Raw genomic sequence first — 19145 nt, forward strand, 5'->3', positions numbered from 1 at the left:
GAGGAGGAGCGGCGTATCGCCCGTGAGGTGTCCGCCCTGCGACCGACTTCGGGACCGGGGGAGTGGGGCACGTACGGCTGAATGTGGCGACGTCGCCCGAGGTGATCACGGAAGCGGTACGGCGGATGGCGGTGGCGCTGGAGTGAGCACGGCCATGACGTTGAGGTGAGCATGGTGCTGACGTCGGGGTGAGCGGGGCGATGGCGGCGGACCGAGCCGCCCCGGCGTGCTGTCATGGACACCCGACCCGGCTGCCATGATGACCCCATGCGTGTGCTGATGCCGGTCCCCGACCGTGACTTCGACGTCACCGAGGTCGCCGTGCCCTGGCGGCTGCTCACCGACGCCGGACACGAGGTCGTCTTCGCCACCGAACGGGCCGGTACCCGGCCCGCGGCCGACCCCCGGCTGCTGACCGGCGTCCTCTTCGGGCAGCTCGGTGCCGAGGACGAGCCCAAGCGGTTCTACCAACAGCTCACCCAGGCACCGGAGTTCAGCGCCACCGTCGCGTGGACGGACCTGGACGTGACCGACTTCGACGGACTGCTGCTGCCCGGTGGACACGCGCCCGGCATGCGCCAGTACCTGGGATCACCCGAACTGGCCGCCAAAGTCGGGGAGTTCTGGACGCTGGGCAGCCCGGTCGGTGCGATCTGCCACGGTGTCCTCGTGCTGGCCCGGACCCAGGACCCGGACACCGGCCGCGGCGTGCTCGCGGGACGCCGTACGACCTGTCTGCCCAAGTACATGGAACGCACTGCCTACTTGACCACCGCCTGGCGCCTCGGCCGCTACTACCGCACCTACCCCGCCTACGTGGAGGACGAGGTGCGGGCCGCCCTCGACGACCCCGGCACACAGTTCGAGCGCGGCCCCAAGGAACTCACCCGGCGCGGCACCGCGAGCGACGACACGCACGCGTTCGTCGTGCGGGACGGCACCTATCTGTCGGCGCGCTGGCCCGGCGACGCCTACCTTTTCGCCCACCGGTATCTCGACCTCCTGCGGGCACCGACGGGTGCTTAGACTGCCGACCATGGACGAGACCCCGCTGGACCGGCTCGGCGCAAGCCAGTACCTGCTGATCACCAGCTACCGCAAGAACGGCTCCCCGGTCGCCACCCCCGTGTGGGTCGTGCGCGACGGCGAGACCCTCGGCGTCTGGACGGTCGCCGACTCCTGGAAGGTGAAGCGCATCCGGGCCCGCGCCGATGTCCTCGTCGGCCCCTGCGACCTGCGCGGCAACCCGACCGGCAACCAGGTCCCCGGCACCGCCGAGATCTGCGACGCGGAGACCACCGCCCACTACCGCAAGCTCATCACCCGCAAGTACGGCCTCACCGGGCGCATCACGCTCCTCGGCAGCCGCTTGCGCCGCGGGCTCGACGGCACCATCGGCATCCGCGTGACGCTCACACCCTGACGACCACCCCCTCGCCCACCGAACCCAGGGAGCGCCCGTGGACCCCGCGCTGAACCCGGCCGACCTGCCGCTGCGGCAGGAGAGCGTCGTCTTCGCCCGGATGCGCGGCACCCAGGACCGCGTCGCCGACGCGATCACCGCCTTCGCCGGCACCATGCTCTTCGTCTACATCCACGCGCTGTGGTTCGCCGTCTGGATCGCCCTCAACGAAGGGCTCCTCGGATCGGCCGGGATCTTCGACCCGTATCCGTACGGCCTGCTCACGATGATCGTCAGCCTGGAGGCCATCTTCCTGTCGACCTTCGTCATGGTGAGCCAGAACCGCCAGGCGACCCGCGAGAACGTCCGCGCCGACCTCGACTTCGAGACCAACCTCCGCTCCGAGGTCTGGTCCGCCCACATCGGCGCCGCGCTCGGCCTCGACCCCCGCGAGGTCGAACAACGCGTCCAGGAACTCCTCACCGAGAACCGCGCCAAGATGAACGGCGCGACACAGAAGCCGAGTTGAGCGCCAGCACGATGAACATGACGAAGGGGCCGCAGCTCTCGCGCTGCGGTCCCTTCGCCTTCGTGCGACGTTCCTCTACGACTCTCCGCTACGACGTTCCGCTACGACGCGTCGAGCACCGTGCCGGTCAGCTCCGGTCCGCCGCTCTGCGGATCGCCGTTCTCGTCCACGGCCAGGAACCGCACGGACTCGGGCTGTTCGGTCACCTGGTCGGTGATCGTGGGCACGCTGATCTCCGCGCTGAGCTGCCCCGCCGGGACGGACGTCCAGAGGAACAGACCCAGCACCTTGGACAGCGGGCGCTCCGGCGCGGCTTCCTCACCGGAGTTCTCACCGAGCCACTGCGGGTCGACGTCCAGGGTCGACAACTCCGGGCCCGACGCGATCGGTTGGACGAGGAACGCCGGGTTCAGCTCTACGTCGGCGGGCGCGGACAGCGTCACTTTCCACTTGAGGGGCTGTCCCTCGGTGACCCGGCCGGCGATCGGCGTGACGGTGAACGTGGGCATCGGGTCGTCGTTCTCGGTGGTCACCCCGCCCCGGTGGGCGCCGACCACCGCGCCGTGCACCGCCTTCACGAACACGTCGTGCTGGACGCCGTAGTCGAAGCGGGTGTTGCCCTCCACCTTCACCGGTACGTCGATGGCGTTGCCGCCGGGGTGTACCGTCACCAGCCGTGATGTGTCCTGGCCTGTGGCCGGGTTGTTGACGTAGACCCGGACCTGGCCGCTGCCGTGGCCGGACACCTGCACGGGAACGCGGTACGTCTTGACGCCCGAGTCCCCTTCCTTGACGGTGAGTCGGCCGATGTCGACGCGGGGGAGCGGGGCCGAGGTGACCGCCGGAGTGCCGGGGCGCCAGGCCCAGGCGTCCATCAGCCAGGCCTGGCCGGAGCGCGAACGCGGGGTCAGCTCAAGGGACTTGATCCGGCGCAGGTCGAGCCCGGCGTGCGCGGCGGCGGCCAGCGGTACGCGGACCTCGCGGGCCCAGTAGGAGGCGGTGCGCTCGGTGCCGGGGAGGCCGTCGACACGGACCCGGCCGAGGGTCGCACGGTGGCCGGAGGTGTCGGTCACGGACACGTCGAGCTGGGTGCCGGCGGTGTTGGGCGGCACGATCACGCGCAGGGCGAGGCCCTTGGCGCCGCCGAGGGAGACCGGCTTGTCCGGGCGTACCGTCACCTTCGAACCGGCCGCGGACCAGCGCAGGGCGAGCGCGCGGCGGCCGGCCTCCTTCGAGGTCTCCCAGAAGGCGAAGTGCGGGGAACTGCCCTTGGTGTCCGGGCCGAGACAGGCGATAGCCGGATCGGGATCGACCGCGGAGCACAACCTGCCGCCGGACACGGTGACTTGACCGTCCGGCAGGAACCCGGCACCGCGGTTCGCGCCCACCGCGTGGGTGAGTACGCGCGCCGGGTCCGCCGAGGGCGCCCGGCGGCCGGAGCCGTCGAGCAGCTGACGGGCCCGGTCGTCGCCGCCGATGAACAGCCGTGCCGCCGTGGCGATGTAGGTGGAGCCGGCCTTGTGCTGCTGGTCGGCGGTCAGCCGGGTCGCCGTGCCCGGCGAGCACACCGCGTCGCGCTGGTCGGGGTCGTCGTAGAAGTCGTCGGACGCGGGCGCCTGGGCCTGGCCCGGCGTCCACTCGGTGTTGAAGAAGTTGTGGTCGGCGCCCTCGACGTAGACCGCGCTGTGCAGGGCGGTACCCCGGCTGACTCCGCGCGTGCCGTCGACGTAGACCTCGCCCTGGAGGTCGGAGACGTCACCGTCGCAGCCGGGCAGGATCGTCACCGACGGCACGTCGGCCACCGGGTTCTGGCCGAAGATCGTCGGGCCGATGAGGACGGTGCCGCGGATCTTCCAGCGGACCGGGCCGCGATAGCCGTCCTGGGCGGCCGGCGGCGGGTAGAGGCTGTCCATCGCCCCGCGGTTGACGCCCTCGCCACCGCGCGAGTGACCGATCAGCAGGACGCGGGAGAGGTCGGCCCGGGGTGCGTTCCGCACGGCCGGCGGGGCCGTCTCCGGGTGGGCGGACCAGTCGGCCCAGCGGGCCAGGTGCTGCCGGACCAGCGACGAACGGGCCTGCGCGCCGGCGTCCTCGGCATCGGCGTCCTGCGCGTTGATGCCGTTCGCGGAGATCGACACCGTCACATAGCCCTGTGAGGCGAGGAGTTGCTGGTCGCGCAGATAACCCCGGTAGCTCGGGACCGACTTCAGTCCGGTGGGGCAAGGCCAGTCGCCGGTGATGTCCTCGGTGCCTGGCTTGTAGCAGGTGTAGTGACGGCCGTGCAGGAACAGCGCGAGCGGCCGCTTGCCGGTGGCGCCCTTCGGCGCGACCACCACGGCCTGCATCTCGATCGGCTGGGGGTACCCGGGCAGACGGACCGAGTTGAGGGTGTACTCGCCGGTCGTCGTACGGTACGTGCCCGGCTTGCCGGGATCGATAGTGCCGGCCGGGAGCGGGGCGGAGGGCCGCACGGCGGCCCCTGAACGCCCGTCGGTGGAGTCGCTGTTGTCACCAGCGGCATCCAACCGCCGTCCTGCGGCCAGTACTTGAAGGTCCGTCAGCTGCTTCGGCGGTACGGCGCCAAGGCCCAGCCGGAACGTCCGTCCGTCCTTCGCCGGTCTCGGCACACCGAGGAGGCGGCCCCCGGCATGGAACTCCACGCGCGCGTCCCCCATGGGCACCCGCGTGCCCGAGCGCCAGACCAACTGCTGCGCGGAACCCTTCCCTGTGATCCGCCAACCCGGCGGAAGCGTCCCGTCGTTGGCCGCCGGCGTCGCCGTGAACGGTCCGGTGTCCGACGGTGGCGCCGCCTGCGCCGACCCGGACATCCCTCCCGCCACCGCGAGCACCGCCGCGGCCGTGACCCATATTCGCCGGGCACGGAACAATGTGTTCTCCTCCTCGAACCCCAGGCTCAGGCGCCCCGTGCGTCACGGGAGCCTCTCGCGCCCCGGAGGACGACAGGCTGGGCCTGTGGGTTGCCTGTGGAGGAGGATTCGGCCGATCTTCGTCGGGCCGGGCCTGAACTCGGTTTCGTGGTCAGGCCGTTCAGGGGCCGTCCGTCGATCGGTGCCCGCCGGGTCGGTCGGCGGCGGTCAGTGCCAGGCGCGGTAGGGCTCGTCGAGGAGCTGGAAGACGGGCTCGCCGCGCACCGGGTCCTTGGCCGTGGACAGCCGCACGCGGTCGCCGCTGTGGATGCCGATGGGCGGGCCGATGACCCGGCCGCGCACCACGAAGCCCTCGGCCATCTCGATCAGCGACACATTGCGGGCGGCGGGGGTGTTGCGGTGCACGACCGTGGAGTGGCGGACCGTGCCGGTGCCCTCGCTGCGCTCCGTGCGCAGGTCGCCGCCCTGACAGACCGGGCACAACAGCCGGTGGTACATGGCGGTGGCGCACCAGGTGCAGCGCTGGAAGAGGATCGTGTCGCCGTCCGCGGTGGGCGGATCGAGTACGCCCGCCGGGGAGCCGGCTGCCGGACGGGTCGCGAATCCTGAGTGGTGGTACACGCTGTCAACTCCCTGCGCTCGGCCGGAATCCCGCGCGCGCGGACGAGCCGGGCACGCATGTGCGCGGCTCGCCGTGCCACCGTGCACGACCACAGCGTATGGCACTCAGTGCCAAGCGTAAAGACACTGCGTACCCTTTCCTTTCCGGTTCAGTCGCGGCCGAACGCGGACTCGATCTCCTGGACCACGCGCCACATCGGGGCCCCGCGCCGGGAGACGACCACCACGACGTCCTCGGGGCGCTGTTCCTGGTGCGCGTCGGCGGGCCGCACCGGAGGGTGTCCGAAGGCGGACTGCACATACCCCAGGGCGTGGTCCACCTCCGCACCCGCGTCGCGCTGTCCGTCCGAACGCAGCCAGGAACGCAGGGCGTTGTTGTGCGCCGCGACCACGGCGGCCGCGATCACGTCGGCCTGGAGGGTGCCGTCGCGCCGCCCGGCGAAGCGCCCGCGCAGATAGTCGGCGAGGGCGCGCTCGTAGCGCCACACCACCGACAGTTCGTACGCGCGCAGCCCGGGCACCTTCTTGGTGAGGCGGTAACGCTGCACGGAGAACGTCGGGTTCTCGTTGTACATGCGCAGCACGAGCCGGGCCGCGTCGCAGACCCGCCGCACGGGTTCGTGCTCGTCGCCGGAGGCGGAGAGGAAGGCCGTCATGTCGGCGAGGCAGCGCTCGTGGTCGGGGAAGACCACGTCCTCCTTGGAGGGGAAGTAGCGGAAGAACGACCGCCGTCCGACCCCGGCCAGCGCCACGATGTCGTCGATGGTGGTCTGTTCGTAGCCCCGCTCCAGGAACAGCTGGAAGGCGGCCGCCACCAGGGCGTCCCGCATGGGCGGCTTGGAGCTCATGGACGGGAACGTAGCACCAGGCCGGCACGGATGGCACTCAGTGCGCTCCATGCGGGGAACTGAGTCCCCTGGAAGATCTGGAGCGACCGGGACGATCAAAACGATCGAAACGATCCGCGGCATAGAGTGACCGCGACCAGTTTCACCTTCAGGGGGACCCATGCGACCGCACGTCGACCAGCGCCATGAGCGGGTGCTCGAACTCGTCCGCGAGCGCGGCAGCCTGCGGGTCGCCGACCTAGCGGCCGAACTCGGCGTCTCCGCCGTCACCTTGAGGCGCGACGTGGAGGCGCTGGCAGGCCAGGGCCGGGTGCACCGGCTGCACGGCGCGGTGGTGTGGCCGGGCGGCGAGAGGACGGTCGGGCTGCGGGCGCGACAGGAGTCCGCCGCGTCCATCGGACCCGCCGCGTCCGCCGAGGGCGTCGTGATCGGAATGATCGTGCCGACCACCGCCTCGATCTTCGCCGACATCGTGCGCGGCGCCCGCGAGGCCGTGGGAGCACAGGGCGGCCGACTCGTGCTCGGCGTCTCCGGATACGTCGACACGGAGGACGCCGTCCAGGCCGCGCACCTCGTCGCGGGCGGCGCCGAGGGACTGCTCGTCGCGCCCAGCTGGTCGGGCGGCGTCCCCGTCGGCGGCCAGGAACAGTGGCTCCTCGACCGGGACGCGCCCACCGTCCTGGTCGAACGCTCCGCCCCGCCCGGCAACCCCGCGGCCGCCCTGGACCGGGTGCGCACCGACCGCGCCCACGGAGCCGCGGTCGCCGTCGGCCACTTCGCCGCCCTCGGCCACCGCAGGATCACCGCGGTACTCCAGGAAGGCCCGCACGCCGCGCAGATCCTCGCGGGCTACGAGTCGGCCGTACGCTCCCTCGGTCTCGACGACGCCCGGGGTGCCCCGTCCGTCCGCGAACACGGCGACTACGAGTCGAGCGTGGACTACCTGGCCGACGCGGTACGCGAGCGCGGAGTCACCGCCGCCCTCGTGCACAGCGACGAGGACGCGATCGTGCTCGTGCCCCGACTCCAGGCCCGCGGCATCCACGTCCCGGACGACCTGGCGCTCATCGCCTACGACGACGAGGTCGCCCCGCTCGCCGATGTCCCGCTCACCGCCGTGGCCCCGCCGAAGCGGGCGGTGGGGGAGTCGGCCGCGAAACTCCTCCTGCAACGGCTCGCCGAGCGCGACAGCGGACGCCGGCCGGCCCCGCGTCAACACGTCGAACTCCTCCCCGAGTTGAGGATCCGCTCGTCCTGCGGAGGCAAGGCGCTCGCCCGCTGACCACGGGCCGACCGTTTTGATCATTCCGCGCGAACGCTCTCGACCGAGGAGAACCGGCATGCCCTCCGCACCTCTCACCCGCCCCCGCCCCCGCGTCCTGTACGTCACCGACCTGGCCTACCCCGCACGCGGGCGCCGCTACTGCGACGAGGACATCGACCTGACCTCCCGGCTGCGCGAGGACTTCGACCTGGCGCTGTGCCATCCACTGGACGCGGCCACGCTGATGGACGGCTTCGACGCGGTCGTGGTCCGCAACAGCGGTCCCGTCCTCAGGTACCAGGCCCAGTACGACGCGTTCCGTGAGCGCGCGCTCCGCACCGGGGCCCGGGTCTACAACCAGCTGTCGGGCCGGGCGGACATGGCTGGCAAGCAGTACCTCCTCGACCTGAGCACCGCCGGGTTCCCCGTCATCCCGACCGTCGACCGCGTCGAGGACCTGGGCCGGCTGCCGCGCACCGACCGCTATGTGGTCAAGCCCAAATTCGGCGCCGACTCCATAGGCCTGGAGATCGTCCCTGCCGACCGCCTGCCCGTGCTGGCCGACGGAAGCGTCCTGGTGCAGCCGTGCGTCGACTTCTCGTACGAGGTGTCCTTCTATTTCGTCGACCACGACTTCCAGTACGCCCTCTACGCCCCGGACACCGAGAAGCGCTGGCAGCTGGAACCGTACGAACCCGCCCCGGCGGACCTGGAGTTCGCGCAGCGGTTCATCGACTGGAACGGCATCGACCACGGCATCCAGCGCGTCGACGCCTGCCGCGCCCCGGACGGCCGGCTGCTCCTGGTCGAGCTGGAGGATCTGAACCCGTATCTCTCTTTGGGGGCGCTCGACGACACACGCAGGGACGCCTTCGTCGCCGCGCTGGAGGCCTCCCTGCACAGGTTCGTGCGAGCGTGAGGTCGAGCTGAACTCCGGCGGCCGTGCGCGCGTATCTCTCCAGGGGGATGGCGGACATCCGTGCGCGCGGAACGGAAGGAGAGCAGTGTGTCTACACCGCCCGAACCGGGATCGTCGTCCGGCGGCCCGGTCCTCGAACCGTCCCGAGTGATGCGCCGCCGTCGCTCCGACAATCTCGCGGAGCTGCTGCGGGAGACCCGCCGGGACTCCTCCGTCTTCGAGTCCGTGCCGGTGCCCCGGCCGTTCTTCGGCTCCGAGGCCGAGACACAGGAACTGCCGCCCGTACCCGGCGAGTTGCGCCCGCTGCCGACCACCGCCGGTCCCTTCGGACCCGGTCTGCGCCGGGCCGCGATCGTGGTCGGCGTGAGCGCCGCGGCGCTGGTCGGCTTCGCCTGCGCCCTGCTGCTGCCCGGCAAGGGAGAGGCCAGCACGGCCCAGCCGATCAGCACCCCCACTCCGGTGGCGTCCGCCACGGCCACCGCCGCGACCGCGGACCCGGACGGCGCCGGCACCCTCCGCGAGGGCGACAGCGGCCCCGAGGTGAAGGAACTGGAGCAGCGACTCCTGCGCATCCCCAACGTCTATGACAACGGCTCCACGAGCGGCCAGTACGACGCGACCCTCACGGCGGCGGTCGCCCGTTTCCAGCTCTGGTACGGCATCCGGGGCGACGAGAACGGTGTGTACGGCGACGACACCCGCAAGGACCTGGAGTCCCGCACGACGCTCGATGGCCAGTAGGGCGGAACCCCGCCCCACGACACGTTCGGCCCGCTCAGTCGTCGTCGCGGTGTCGGACGTACCAGAACACACCCACGACGAGGGCCAGCAGAAAGATTCCGGGCAGGACGAGCCCCGGAAGACGGGAGGCGCTCATCGGCATGGCCTTCGGTTCGCAGCGGGCGCGACGCCGTCGACCCGCGACGCCGCGCTGTCCATGATGAACGCCGGTGCCTCCGCGAGCCCGCGACTTTCCGCGGGCCTTGCCGCGTGTTCGATACCGGGTCAGCGTCCCGTGCTGTGCCCGACCAGCGCCTCTGTCACCGCACGGACGCTGCGCGCGATGTGCTGGAGCTGGAGGACCTCGGCGGCGTACAGCTTGATGGTGTGCTCGATGACCGACTCGGGCAGGCCGATGCCGGGCAGGTCGGCCCGCGCGGTCTGAAGGGCGGTCCGGGCCACGCGGATCTCGTGCTGGACCTGGATCTGCGCGTGGCGGGCGAGCAGCACCGGGTGGCGGATGAACGCGGGATAGCTGGCGTAGCGGGCCGGCACCAGCTCGCGCAGCCATTTGGCCGCCGAGCGCTCCCAGTCGTAGCTGCCGGGCGTCTTGACCTGACAGGGCCAGTCCTGGCTGATGCGCGTGGTGGTCAGTTGCATGTCATCGCTTCCCGGTGTGCGGCGTCGCGGGGGTGGGTCGACGGTGGGTGGCGGCCCCGGCCCAGGGGATGACCGAGGCCGCCCTGGGCGCTCGCGCAGGCGATGCCCGACCGAACACGCCCGGCGCCGACGCGGGTAGGAGACGGCGGCTGGGAGTGTCCGTGCGAGGGCCCCGGGAAGCAGGTGTCGCCGGCGCGGCGGGTCGAGCGGAGGTGCGCATGGGCGGACCGGGCTTTCTCGGGGCGGGTGCGATCCGTGAGCAGTATTTATATATGCCGTCCGCTTTGCAAGGCGTATGAAAACATTCATGCGCGAAATGGGCGGAATCGTCCCGGTGTGAGGTCGTATGAGGGGGGAGTGGCGGGTCAGTCCCGCATGAAGAACTGGTGCTGCTCGGCGATCTGCTCGTAGTCCTCCAGGCGGGCCTGGGTCCGCTCGGGATCGGCGTCCGTCATGGCCTGGAGCAGGGCGGAGGCCATCACGCCGGGCGCGGCGTACGAGTCGAAGACCAGGCGGGAGCCGGTGCCGGTGGCGAAGGTGACGTCGGCCTCGTCGGCCAGCGCGCCGAGCGCCAGATCGGTCACAAGGGCCACCTTGAGCCCGGCGCTGCGCGCCACCCTGAGCGTGGTGAGCGTCTCGTGCGCGTGCCGGGGCATGTCGAACGCGAGCAGCCAGGTGCCGCCCGCCTCGCGGGACTGGAGGATCGCGTCGTAGGCGACGCTGCCGCCCCGGGTCACCAGCCGTACATCGGGGTGGATACGGCGGGCCGCGTACGCGAAGTACTCGGCCAGCGAGACGGAGATGCGCAGGCCGAGGACGGTGAGCGGGGTGGACGCCGACAGTTCGCGGCCCACCTCGATCAGCCGGTCGGGGTCGGCGAAGTCCCGGCGCAGGTTCTCCAGGTTCGCGATCTCGGCGTCGACGGCGGCCTGTAGTTCGTTGCTGCGGTTCTCCTCGGCCGCCGGGCCGCCCGCGAGGGTGCGCAGGGCGATCGCCTGCAACCGCTCCCGTAGCGCCGGGTAACCGCTGAAGCCGACCGCCGCGGCGAACCGGGTCACCGAGGGCTGGCTGACGCCGACGCGCTCCGCGAGATCGGTGATGGAGAGGAACGCGGCCTCGGTGATGTGCTCGATCAGGTACTGGGCGATGCGCCGCTGGCCCGGCGACAGGCGTGGCCCGTCGAAGAGTTCTCGGAGTTGGGACGTCGGTGCCGCGCCGACTTCCGGGTCGGTCTTCCCCGAGGTGATCACGGATGCCTGGGCGCGTGCCTGCTGCGGCGATGGCACCGGTGCGCTTCCTTTGTCTCCCACAGCCACTGAACATAGCTCACGGAGCGTTGTGACCAGAGGGTGATCAGCGCCGGTAGATCGTGATCGAATGACCGACTTGATCGATCGGACGACTGCTGTCGATCAACTCGGCCAGTTTTCCCCGGGCTTTGTCGATCGAGGTGTCCGAGACGACCAGCAGCCCGTGCACCTCGCGCACCCCTGCCTTGCGCGGATCGGACGACTCGATGCCGTAGTACGACGGCACACCGCTGCCCTTGTAGACGAGCCAGACCCGCTCGCCCGCGTACCGCTCGTTGAGCCGGTCGGCGAGGCGGCCGAGGTCCTGCCCCCAGTCCACGTTGGAGTCGTGCAGTCGCAGATAGGTCTTGGCCGGACCGCCGAACGCCTCGTTGGAGTACGGCAGATAGTAGGGGAACGTCCGCAGCGAACTGACCGCGACGAACGCCACCAGCAGCCCCGTGGACAGCGGAGCCCACCGCCACCACGACCGCAGCGCCGGCACACAGGCCGCCGCGACCGCCAGGAACATCGGCACGAAGATCGCGTACCGAGTGCCGAAGTCCCGCGAGCCGTCCATCGCCGTGGCCAGCAACACGGCCGTGGGCACGAGGAGATACGGCGCCGCGGGCCGCAGCCGCCGTACCGCCACGACCGCGACGGCACCCGCCGCCCACAGCGCGATCATGCCGAGCGGGGTCTTCACCAGCAGGGCCACCGGCAGGTAGTACCAGTGCGACCCGGTGTAGAGGTGCCCGAACAGGAAGCCCTGCCACGGGTAGTCCTCCATGCCGAACTGGATGAGCATCCCGTCCCGGAACGCACGCGGGAACGGCATCAGATCCACCAACTGCCCGCGCAGCCCGTGAATCACGGGCACCGGTTCCGTGGACGTGAACCGCAGCTGCGGATCGACCACGAGATACGACGCCCATACGACGGCGACCGTCACCACCGCGACCACGGCCGCGCCCGCGACCCCGAGGGCCAACGCACGTCGCCCGGAGTCGCGATCGGCCGGGCGGCGGGCGGACCACACCGACACGACGGCCAGGAGCATCAGCACCGGTACGGCGGGCAGCGCGCTCATCTTCGTCGCCACGGCGGCACCGAGCGCCGCCCCCGCGAGCGGGACGTACAGGCGCGGTCGCCGCCTGGCCCGCCACAGCAGCCACACCGACGTCAGCAGAAAGCCGGCCTGCGGCACGTCGAGCGTGGCCAGCGAGCCGTGCGCGACGACATCGGGCGAGAACGCGTACAGGGCGAGGGCCACCAACCCCCGTGCCGGGCCCACGAGTTCACGGGCGAACGCGAACACGACCAGCCCGAACAACAGGGTCAGCACGATCACCGGCAGCCGGGCCCAGAACATCAGCCGCCAGGGGTCGTTGCCCGACTCGTACAGCAGATGACGGCCCAACTCCCCTTGGTCACCTTTGTAGTTGGTGTCGAAGTGCGGGTCGGCGATCGCGACTCCGGCGGCGATCACCAGCTTCCCGAGCGGCGGGTGCTCGGGGTTGTAGTCGAGGCTGTGCTCGCGCAGGTAGACGGTGGCCGTGGCCACGTACACCGGCTCGTCGATGGTCGGTGTCTGCTGTACGGCGGTCGTGACCATCACGGCGGCCATCTGCGCGAGGAGCACCACGACGAGGAAGGGCAACAGCCATCGCTTACGGCGCCGCAGCCCGGCGTAGAAGCGTGCCGACCGGCCGACTGTCGCGCGCGGCAGCGGCTGCCCGCCGTCGTCGTCGAGCGCGTCGGGGTCGAGGACCGAGTACTGTTCGCGCGCCATCATCCGCCCTGCGGTGAGGCCGGCCGCGCGGTGGCGGGAGCGGGCCGGGGCCGGGTCATGGCCCTACTGTCGCATCGCTCCCGCCACCAGGGGCGTCACCGCTTCAGGAGTCGTACCGACAGACCTTCCGCCGTATACACGGGTACGGCCCGCAGCTTGTCCGAGTTCACCTCGATGCTGTCGAACTGGCCGCGCAGCGAGGACGCGCCCAGGACCCGCACCGTGGAGCCCGGGGCCGGCGGGTGCTCGGCGTCGAACCGCAGGGTCAGCGTGCTGCCCCGGCCGAGCGTCGCGCGCCGGGTGACCTCGACGGCGGGCTGGTGGCCCGAGCGGAGCGTGACCTCCAGCGCGGCGGACTGCTGGGTGTAGGCGCCGTGGATCTGCACGGACTCCGAGACCCGCAGCGCACCACCGAGAACACTCACGTCACCGTGGCCCAGCGCGTGCGCCGAACCGGCCACCAGCGCACCGGACTTGAGCACGGTCCCGCCGGTGTACGCGTTGTGCCCGGTCAGCGTGAGCGTCCCGGTGCCCTGCTTGGTCAGGCCGCCGCAGCCGTCGATGTCGTTGCGCCAGGCGTCGGCCGCGCCGAAGCCACCGGCCGCCGCGTCGAGGGAGACGACGACGTCCGACTCGAAGGAACCGTAACCGTCCGCCGCGGCGAAGAGGTTGAGGCGGCCCCATTGCTCGAAGCCGTCGAGCAGGACGTATCCGGACGGCAGCGCGGTGGTGCGCAGCACCTCGCGTCGCTGCGCCGCGTCGAGGTACGGCAGCCGGGTCTCCAGCAGCACCTCCGCGCCCTTCGGCACGGTCAGCGGCTTGTCACGGCCGCTGCGGGTCAACACATAGGTGAACTTGGGCTTCACCTGACGGGAGTTGGCGGTCCGGTCCGCGTACGGGTCGGTCGCGGTGGGCGCCGAGTGGGCGTAGGCGTACAGGGTGTCCGCCGTCGTGCCGGTCTTCGCCTCGAAGTAGGCGAGGGCCTGGGCGCGTGCCGCGGCCTTGAGCGTGGCGTTGGCCGGATCGGCGAGTGTGGCGGCGGCCAGGGCCGTGGCCATGACGCGGCCGCCCATGACGTCGACCGTCGAGTGCATCCCGGCCATGATCCGGGTGTGGCTCAACTCGAAGGTGCGGGTGACCAGTTCCTGGAAGCGCTCCGGTACGGCGTACGCGTAGGCGAGGCCCGCCAGGTGGAAGGCGTTGGTGTGGCCGCTGGGGAAGCCGCCGTCGTCGACCGGCGAAGTGCTGCGCTGGCGCAGGAGTTGGGGCGCGACGACCACCTTCGAGTCGTAGACCGGGTAGCCGAGCGCGTCGACCTTGCCGGTGTCGACGACCTCGCTCTTCTCGTTCATGCGCCACGGACGCGGGTACTGGTAGGCGTACTTGCCCGGGTTGCCCGAAGCGTAGTTGCCGCGCAGCGTGTCGACGAGTTCGGCCACCTTGCCGAGCGCGGAGTCGTGCGAGCCCGCGCCGAGCGCGGAACCGGCGGGCGCGTCGGCGGGGACGGCGTCGCTGATCGTGGTGGCGGGCGTCCCGTCCGGGGCGCTGGTGATCGAAGTGACCGCCAGGGCACCGGACTTGTACAGGTCGGCCAGCGGACCCAGGCCCGCGATCATCGCGTAGCTCTGGTGCTGGCGGTCGTAGAGGAACGCCTCCTTGGCCTGGGCCTCGGTGCGGTGCGTGGTGAGGTCGACGCAGTACCGCACGTTGGCGCGCAGGATCTCGGGCCGCAGCGGGGTGCCGGTGTTCCAGGCGGCGCCGGTCTTCCATATCTGCGCCATGCCGCCGAGGACCCGGACCACAGCGTTGGTCTCGGGCGTCAGGTTCGCGATGACGTTCGTCTTGTAGTCGTCGACGAACGCGAGCGGAACCGTGGTGGCCTTGGCGTCCGCGGCGGCCAGCCAGCTGACCAGCGTGGGCGCGGCGACCACACCGGCCGAGGCGCCGAGCGAGGTCTTGAGGAAACCACGTCTGTTCACGGCGGGTCGAACGGCGTTCGTGCGCTGCCCGGCGGGTGACGGCATGGGTGAGCCTCTCTTGAGTTCTACGGCCGATGAGGCCGGCGAGGTCGTGCGGCCAGGGAGGGTCGTGCGATCGGCTGTGGTTCGGGGTGCACCGTACGACGTGGGAAAGCGCATACGTCAACGGGTGCGTACGTGCGAAGATTTACGGTGAGCCGTGTCCCGGTGGAGGGGGTTCGGCGTCCACGACATGACCCCCGGGTGAACGGGGGCCGTGCGGTTCACAGGATCGATCGGGCCAACGCCACCGCGCCCTCGACGGGCGGCACTTGGATGGGCCATGGCCGTGCCCCCGGCACCCGCTCGGCGAGCGCGCTGGTGAGGGCGTCGTACAGCAGGGGCTGGGCGAGGACGGTGCCGCCCGAGACCACCACGTCGTCGACGGGGACGCCGCGTTCGGCGAGCCGTACGACGAGTGCGGCGAGGGACCGGCCGGCCTCGGCTATGACCTCGTGCGCGAGGAGCGAGCCCGCGTCGGCGGCGGTGAAGACGACCCGGGCGTGACGGCCCCAGTCGGCGGAGACGTCGGAAGCGCTTTCCAACGCGGCGCCCAGTGCGGGCACTTCGGCCACACCGAACGCCTCGACGAGTCCCAGGGCCAGTTGGTCCGGAGCCTCGCCTCGGTCGTGCGCGGCCCAGGCGGCGCGGGCCGCCTCGCGGACGAGTCCGGCGGCTCCGCCCTCGTCACCCAACACCGCGCCCCAGCCGCCCACTTGGAGTCGGCCGCCGTCGGCGAGCAGGCCCACCGCGACCGAACCGGTGCCGGCGACCAGGCCGACCCCCTTGTCCAACCCGGCGGCGGGGACGAGCAGTTCGGCGTCCCCGACGACCAGTACGGGCACCTTGAGACGTTCCTCCAGCGCGGCACGGATCTCGGCGCACTGGAGGGGGGTCTCACAGGCGTGCCCGCCCACGGCGACCGCGGACGGGCGCGTGTGTGCGGGCAGGGCGTCATGGATCAGCGCGGTGAGCCAGTCGGCGGCGGTCGCGGGGTCGTGCGGCCGCCAGCCGCTGCTCGCGCGGATGTGGTCGGCGATGACATCCGTGCCCGCGCACGCGCGCAGATGAGTCTTGGTGCCACCCACGTCGATGCCGACCACGAGGGGCGTGGAGTCCTGCACGGAACCTCTTTCGTCGTTGCGCTGTGCTGCGACGGTTGGGCGAACCGTGTCCGGGGGAACGGTGGTCTGGAGCACTAGGGAAGCCCCGGGACGGGCTTCTGGCGGACCACGGCAGGCGAGTACCGTGACGTTCGTTAGGAAGTTAACTAACGAAGTACAGTGCGTCAAGAGTCATCGCGAACTCGGTCGCGGGGACCGTTTTCCGGGCCCGCGTGACGTCAGGACATCCCATCGCCGCATCCCACGGACACCCACCGGGAACGCGGCCTGTGAACTGGGGGAAGTGTGGAACACGTCGTGGCGCAGGCGTCTCGGCTGACCGAGAGCGCGAGTGCGGTGTTCGCGGTGCTGGCGAGAGCCGGCAGCGCGACCCGGCCGCAGCTCGCGACCCTGGCCCGCCTGTCCAAGCCGACGGTGTCCTCCGCCGTCGTGGAGCTGGAGAGCGTCGGGCTCGCCGCCCACTCCGGCACCGCTTCCGGCGGCACGGGCCGCAACGCGGCCGTATACCGTCTCGGCCCGGCCGCCGGCGCCGTACTCGCCGTCGACCTCGGCCCCGCCCTCACCCGGGTGCGCGGCTGCGCCCTCGACGGCACCCTGCTGGCGGAGGCCAGCAGATCCCGGGAGGACGCCGCCGGCGCCGTGCGCGAGGCCCTCGACGCGCTGCCCGCCGACACCCCGCTGCGCTCGGTCGTCGTCGCCGTCGGTGACGTCCTGGCGCGGAACCGGGCGGGCGCCGGAATGCGCCCCGCGACCGCCAAAGCCGGCCCGGTGTTCGACGCCATGACGGTCGCCCTGCCGCCGGGCGTGCCGGTCCACCTGGAGAACAACGTCAACTGCGCCGCCCTCGCCGAACTGCACGAGGGCGCCGCCCGGGGCCGCACCACCTTCGGCTATCTGCGCATCGGCGTCGGTATCGGCCTCGGCATCGTCGTCGGCGGCCATGTGCTGCGCGGCGCGAACGGCGCGGCCGGTGAGCTGGCCCGGCTGCCCTACCCGTGGGACGACGCCGTGGAACCGCGCCGTGAGGCCCTGGAGGAGTACGTCGGAGCGCGCTCGCTGCTGCGCCGGGCCGCCGCTGCCTGGCGGGACACCGACGGGCCGTGCCCCGCGACCGCGGACCAGCTCTTCGCCCTCGCCGGGCAGGGGCAGGCCACGGCGGGTGCGCTGGTCCGCCGGCACGCCGCCGACGTGGGCAGACTCGCCGCCGCCGTGGCCGCCGTACTGGATCCCGGACTGATCGTCCTGGGCGGCAGCACGGGCACGGACCCGCAGCTCCTGCCCGGTGTGCGGACCGAGCTGGGGCGGCTGAGCTGGCCCACCGAGGTGGTCAGCAGCACGGTCGGTGATCTCGGCACCGTGGTGGGCGCCGCCCGGCTCGCGGTCGCCAGAGGAGTCCAAACCGTGACCGATGGTGCGGGGGCGAAGGATTGACGGCCTCCGACTTGGTCTGCCAATGTCCGGACAAGCGCTTTCTAAGTCGGTCGGGACGCCGACTTGGGGTGAGCCTTCTCAGCCCGTACGTGACGTACGGCAACCGCACGAGGGTGTGCTTGTGCGGTGACGGCCATGACGGCCGGGGATCTCGCCCCGCGTGGACGCAGCGGCCGGGCGAGGCCGCGCCCCCGGAAAGCGACTTTTCCTGCAAAATGCACCCGTGCCGCCTCAGCCGGCGCCGTGCTCCGTCCCCTACGACGAAAAAGGGATCGAAGATGACCACTGTGGGTGTGCGGCGCTCCAGCCGACTCGGCCGCGGCGGCATGCGCCGCCTGGTTCCCCTCGCTGCCGTCGCTGTGTCAGGTGCCCTGCTGCTCTCGGCCTGCGGGTCGGGGTCCGGCTCGGGCGGTAACGCGAAGTCGCTGACGTTCTGGATCTCCACGGTTCCGGGGCAGGACGCGGGCTGGAAGAAGCTGGTCGCGCAGTACAAGAAGGAAACCGGCGTCAGCGTCAAGCTCGTCAACATCCCCTACGACGGGTACACGACGAAGCTGCACAACGCCGCGCAGGCGAACTCCCTGCCCGACGTGGCGGACGTGCCCGCGCTGGACCCGATCTGGTCGAGCAAGCTGATCGACCTCAAGTCCATCGCGAACGACAAGAGCTACAACATCAACTCCAACTTCCTCGCGAAGGACTCGTCGGGGAAGGTGCTGGCCATCCCCTCGGACGTCACCGCGTCCGGCCTGTTCATCAACAAGTCGCTGTTCGAGAAGGCCGGCGTCGCCGTCCCCGCCTCGCCCGCGAAGACCTGGACCTGGACCGAGTTCATCGCGGCCGCCGACAAGGTCCGCGAGAAGACCGGCGCCAAGTACTCCCTGACCTTCGACCAGTCGCCGTCCCGGCTCCGCGCCATGGTGTACGAGATGGGCGGCAAGTACGTCCACGCGGACTCCTCCGGCAAGTTCTCGGTGGACGCCGCGACCAAGAAGGCCGTGAACTACTTCGTCGGACTGAACGACGACAAGACCATGCCGAAGTCGGTGTGGACCAGCGGCGCCGACCCGTCGGCCATGTTCCAGAGCGGTGACGTGGTCGCCTACTGGTCCGGTGTGTGGCAGGTTCCCGCCTTCGCGGACAGCATCAAGAAGTTCGAGTGGGCGAGCGTCCCGACCCCCGCCCAGCCGGTGCAGGCCAGTGACGTCAACAGCGGCGGCATGATGGTCGGCTTCAACAACAACGGTGCCGCGGCCACCGCCGCGCAGAAGTTCATGTCCTGGGTGTACGAGCCGAAGAACTACACCGAGCTGGTCGAGACCTCCGGATTCCTGCCGGTCGAGAGCGGTCTGAGCCCGAAGTACCCCTTCAAGTCGGCGGCGGCGCAGGCGGCGTTCAAGCTGTACAACGAGGAGATCCCGCTCTACGCCCCGATCTCGGGCTACTTCAACGGCGCGCAGACGAACTGGGTGCTGAAGGGCAAGAGCCTCACCGAGGACCCGACCAAGACGGAGCTCGGCAAGGCGATCAACGGCCAGCAGTCGGCCGACAAGGCCCTTCAGAACATCGTGGACGGCTACAACACGGCGGTCGGCGGCTGATCGTGGACCAGAGGGCCGGGCGGCGGGCTCACCGCCGCC

The 19145-nt window shown here is 71.2% G+C and carries 16 protein-coding genes; 8 read left to right on the forward strand and 8 right to left on the reverse strand.

Features of this window, described 5'->3' with window-relative positions:
* Positions 1–267 precede the first annotated feature (267 nt).
* Genes ACNFOC_RS04610 through ACNFOC_RS04620 form a run of 3 tightly spaced genes read left to right on the forward strand, consistent with a single transcriptional unit; the run spans position 268 to position 1931 of the window.
* Entirely contained in the window at positions 268–1026 is a 759-nt protein-coding gene (locus ACNFOC_RS04610; RefSeq protein ID WP_416956825.1) for a type 1 glutamine amidotransferase domain-containing protein, read from the forward strand.
* Positions 1027–1036: 10 nt separating this feature from the next.
* Positions 1037–1423: a PPOX class F420-dependent oxidoreductase gene (locus ACNFOC_RS04615; protein ID WP_384148281.1), complete on the forward strand. Its 387-nt coding sequence runs from the start codon at positions 1037–1039 to the stop codon at positions 1421–1423.
* A 37-nt stretch (positions 1424–1460) separates the two neighbouring features.
* Positions 1461–1931: a DUF1003 domain-containing protein gene (locus ACNFOC_RS04620; RefSeq protein ID WP_416956828.1), complete on the forward strand. Its 471-nt coding sequence runs from the start codon at positions 1461–1463 to the stop codon at positions 1929–1931.
* A gap of 101 nt (positions 1932–2032) precedes the next feature.
* On the opposite strand, the gene ACNFOC_RS04625 is transcribed toward ACNFOC_RS04620, so the two are convergent.
* The 3 genes from ACNFOC_RS04625 to ACNFOC_RS04635 form a co-directional block, all read right to left on the reverse strand.
* Positions 2033–4819 carry an alpha/beta hydrolase gene (locus tag ACNFOC_RS04625; protein ID WP_416956830.1) on the reverse strand — a complete coding sequence of 929 codons (2787 nt, stop codon included), beginning with the start codon at positions 4817–4819 and terminating at the stop codon, positions 2033–2035.
* Positions 4820–5026: 207 nt separating this feature from the next.
* Positions 5027–5440 carry a Zn-ribbon domain-containing OB-fold protein gene (locus tag ACNFOC_RS04630; RefSeq protein WP_416956832.1) on the reverse strand — a complete coding sequence of 138 codons (414 nt, stop codon included), beginning with the start codon at positions 5438–5440 and terminating at the stop codon, positions 5027–5029.
* Between the two features lie 149 nt (positions 5441–5589).
* Positions 5590–6270, reverse strand: coding sequence for a TetR family transcriptional regulator (locus ACNFOC_RS04635; protein ID WP_416956922.1), 681 nt, complete (start codon positions 6268–6270; stop codon positions 5590–5592).
* Positions 6271–6448: 178 nt separating this feature from the next.
* On the opposite strand from ACNFOC_RS04635, the gene ACNFOC_RS04640 reads away from it, so the two are divergent.
* From ACNFOC_RS04640 to ACNFOC_RS04650, 3 genes are all read left to right on the forward strand, one after another.
* A complete protein-coding gene (locus ACNFOC_RS04640; RefSeq protein WP_416956834.1) occupies positions 6449–7570 on the forward strand; it encodes a substrate-binding domain-containing protein in 1122 nt (373 codons plus the stop codon).
* Between the two features lie 58 nt (positions 7571–7628).
* Positions 7629–8471, forward strand: a complete 843-nt coding sequence (locus ACNFOC_RS04645; RefSeq protein ID WP_416956836.1) for an ATP-grasp domain-containing protein — start codon at positions 7629–7631, stop codon at positions 8469–8471.
* A gap of 87 nt (positions 8472–8558) precedes the next feature.
* On the forward strand, positions 8559–9212 hold the full coding sequence (locus ACNFOC_RS04650) for a peptidoglycan-binding domain-containing protein (protein WP_416956838.1): 654 nt from the start codon (positions 8559–8561) through the stop codon (positions 9210–9212).
* Positions 9213–9476: 264 nt separating this feature from the next.
* On the opposite strand, the gene ACNFOC_RS04655 is transcribed toward ACNFOC_RS04650, so the two are convergent.
* From ACNFOC_RS04655 to ACNFOC_RS04675, 5 genes are all read right to left on the reverse strand, one after another.
* A complete protein-coding gene (locus ACNFOC_RS04655; RefSeq protein ID WP_019064417.1) occupies positions 9477–9851 on the reverse strand; it encodes a hypothetical protein in 375 nt (124 codons plus the stop codon).
* Between the two features lie 365 nt (positions 9852–10216).
* Entirely contained in the window at positions 10217–11137 is a 921-nt protein-coding gene (locus tag ACNFOC_RS04660; protein ID WP_019064418.1) for a MurR/RpiR family transcriptional regulator, read from the reverse strand.
* A gap of 67 nt (positions 11138–11204) precedes the next feature.
* Positions 11205–12935: an ArnT family glycosyltransferase gene (locus ACNFOC_RS04665; protein WP_416956841.1), complete on the reverse strand. Its 1731-nt coding sequence runs from the start codon at positions 12933–12935 to the stop codon at positions 11205–11207.
* A 92-nt stretch (positions 12936–13027) separates the two neighbouring features.
* Entirely contained in the window at positions 13028–14956 is a 1929-nt protein-coding gene (locus ACNFOC_RS04670; RefSeq protein ID WP_416956843.1) for a phosphatase PAP2 family protein, read from the reverse strand.
* Positions 14957–15174: 218 nt separating this feature from the next.
* Positions 15175–16074 (reverse strand): N-acetylglucosamine kinase, encoded by a 900-nt coding sequence (locus ACNFOC_RS04675; protein WP_416956845.1) that lies wholly within the window; start codon positions 16072–16074, stop codon positions 15175–15177.
* A 297-nt stretch (positions 16075–16371) separates the two neighbouring features.
* Between ACNFOC_RS04675 and ACNFOC_RS04680 the strand changes: the two genes are divergently transcribed.
* Both ACNFOC_RS04680 and ACNFOC_RS04685 read left to right on the forward strand, forming a co-directional pair.
* Complete coding sequence (locus ACNFOC_RS04680; RefSeq protein ID WP_416956847.1) at positions 16372–17505, forward strand: ROK family protein; 1134 nt, start codon at positions 16372–16374, stop codon at positions 17503–17505.
* A 278-nt stretch (positions 17506–17783) separates the two neighbouring features.
* A complete protein-coding gene (locus ACNFOC_RS04685; protein WP_416956849.1) occupies positions 17784–19106 on the forward strand; it encodes an ABC transporter substrate-binding protein in 1323 nt (440 codons plus the stop codon).
* Positions 19107–19145: the final 39 nt, after the last annotated feature.

The organism is Streptomyces colwelliae, assembly GCF_048158785.1.
Classification (GTDB): Bacteria; Actinomycetota; Actinomycetes; order Streptomycetales; family Streptomycetaceae; genus Streptomyces.

Coding starts and splice junctions, on each gene's coding strand:
- ACNFOC_RS04610 (WP_416956825.1), top strand. CDS start 268: ATGCGTGTGCTGATGCCGGTCCCCGACCGTGACTTCGACGTCACCGAG.
- ACNFOC_RS04615 (WP_384148281.1), top strand. CDS start 1,037: ATGGACGAGACCCCGCTGGACCGGCTCGGCGCAAGCCAGTACCTGCTG.
- ACNFOC_RS04635 (WP_416956922.1), bottom strand. CDS start 6,270: ATGCGGGACGCCCTGGTGGCGGCCGCCTTCCAGCTGTTCCTGGAGCGG.
- ACNFOC_RS04640 (WP_416956834.1), top strand. CDS start 6,449: ATGCGACCGCACGTCGACCAGCGCCATGAGCGGGTGCTCGAACTCGTC.
- ACNFOC_RS04645 (WP_416956836.1), top strand. CDS start 7,629: ATGCCCTCCGCACCTCTCACCCGCCCCCGCCCCCGCGTCCTGTACGTC.
- ACNFOC_RS04655 (WP_019064417.1), bottom strand. CDS start 9,851: ATGCAACTGACCACCACGCGCATCAGCCAGGACTGGCCCTGTCAGGTC.
- ACNFOC_RS04665 (WP_416956841.1), bottom strand. CDS start 12,935: ATGATGGCGCGCGAACAGTACTCGGTCCTCGACCCCGACGCGCTCGAC.
- ACNFOC_RS04670 (WP_416956843.1), bottom strand. CDS start 14,956: ATGCCGTCACCCGCCGGGCAGCGCACGAACGCCGTTCGACCCGCCGTG.
- ACNFOC_RS04685 (WP_416956849.1), top strand. CDS start 17,784: ATGACCACTGTGGGTGTGCGGCGCTCCAGCCGACTCGGCCGCGGCGGC.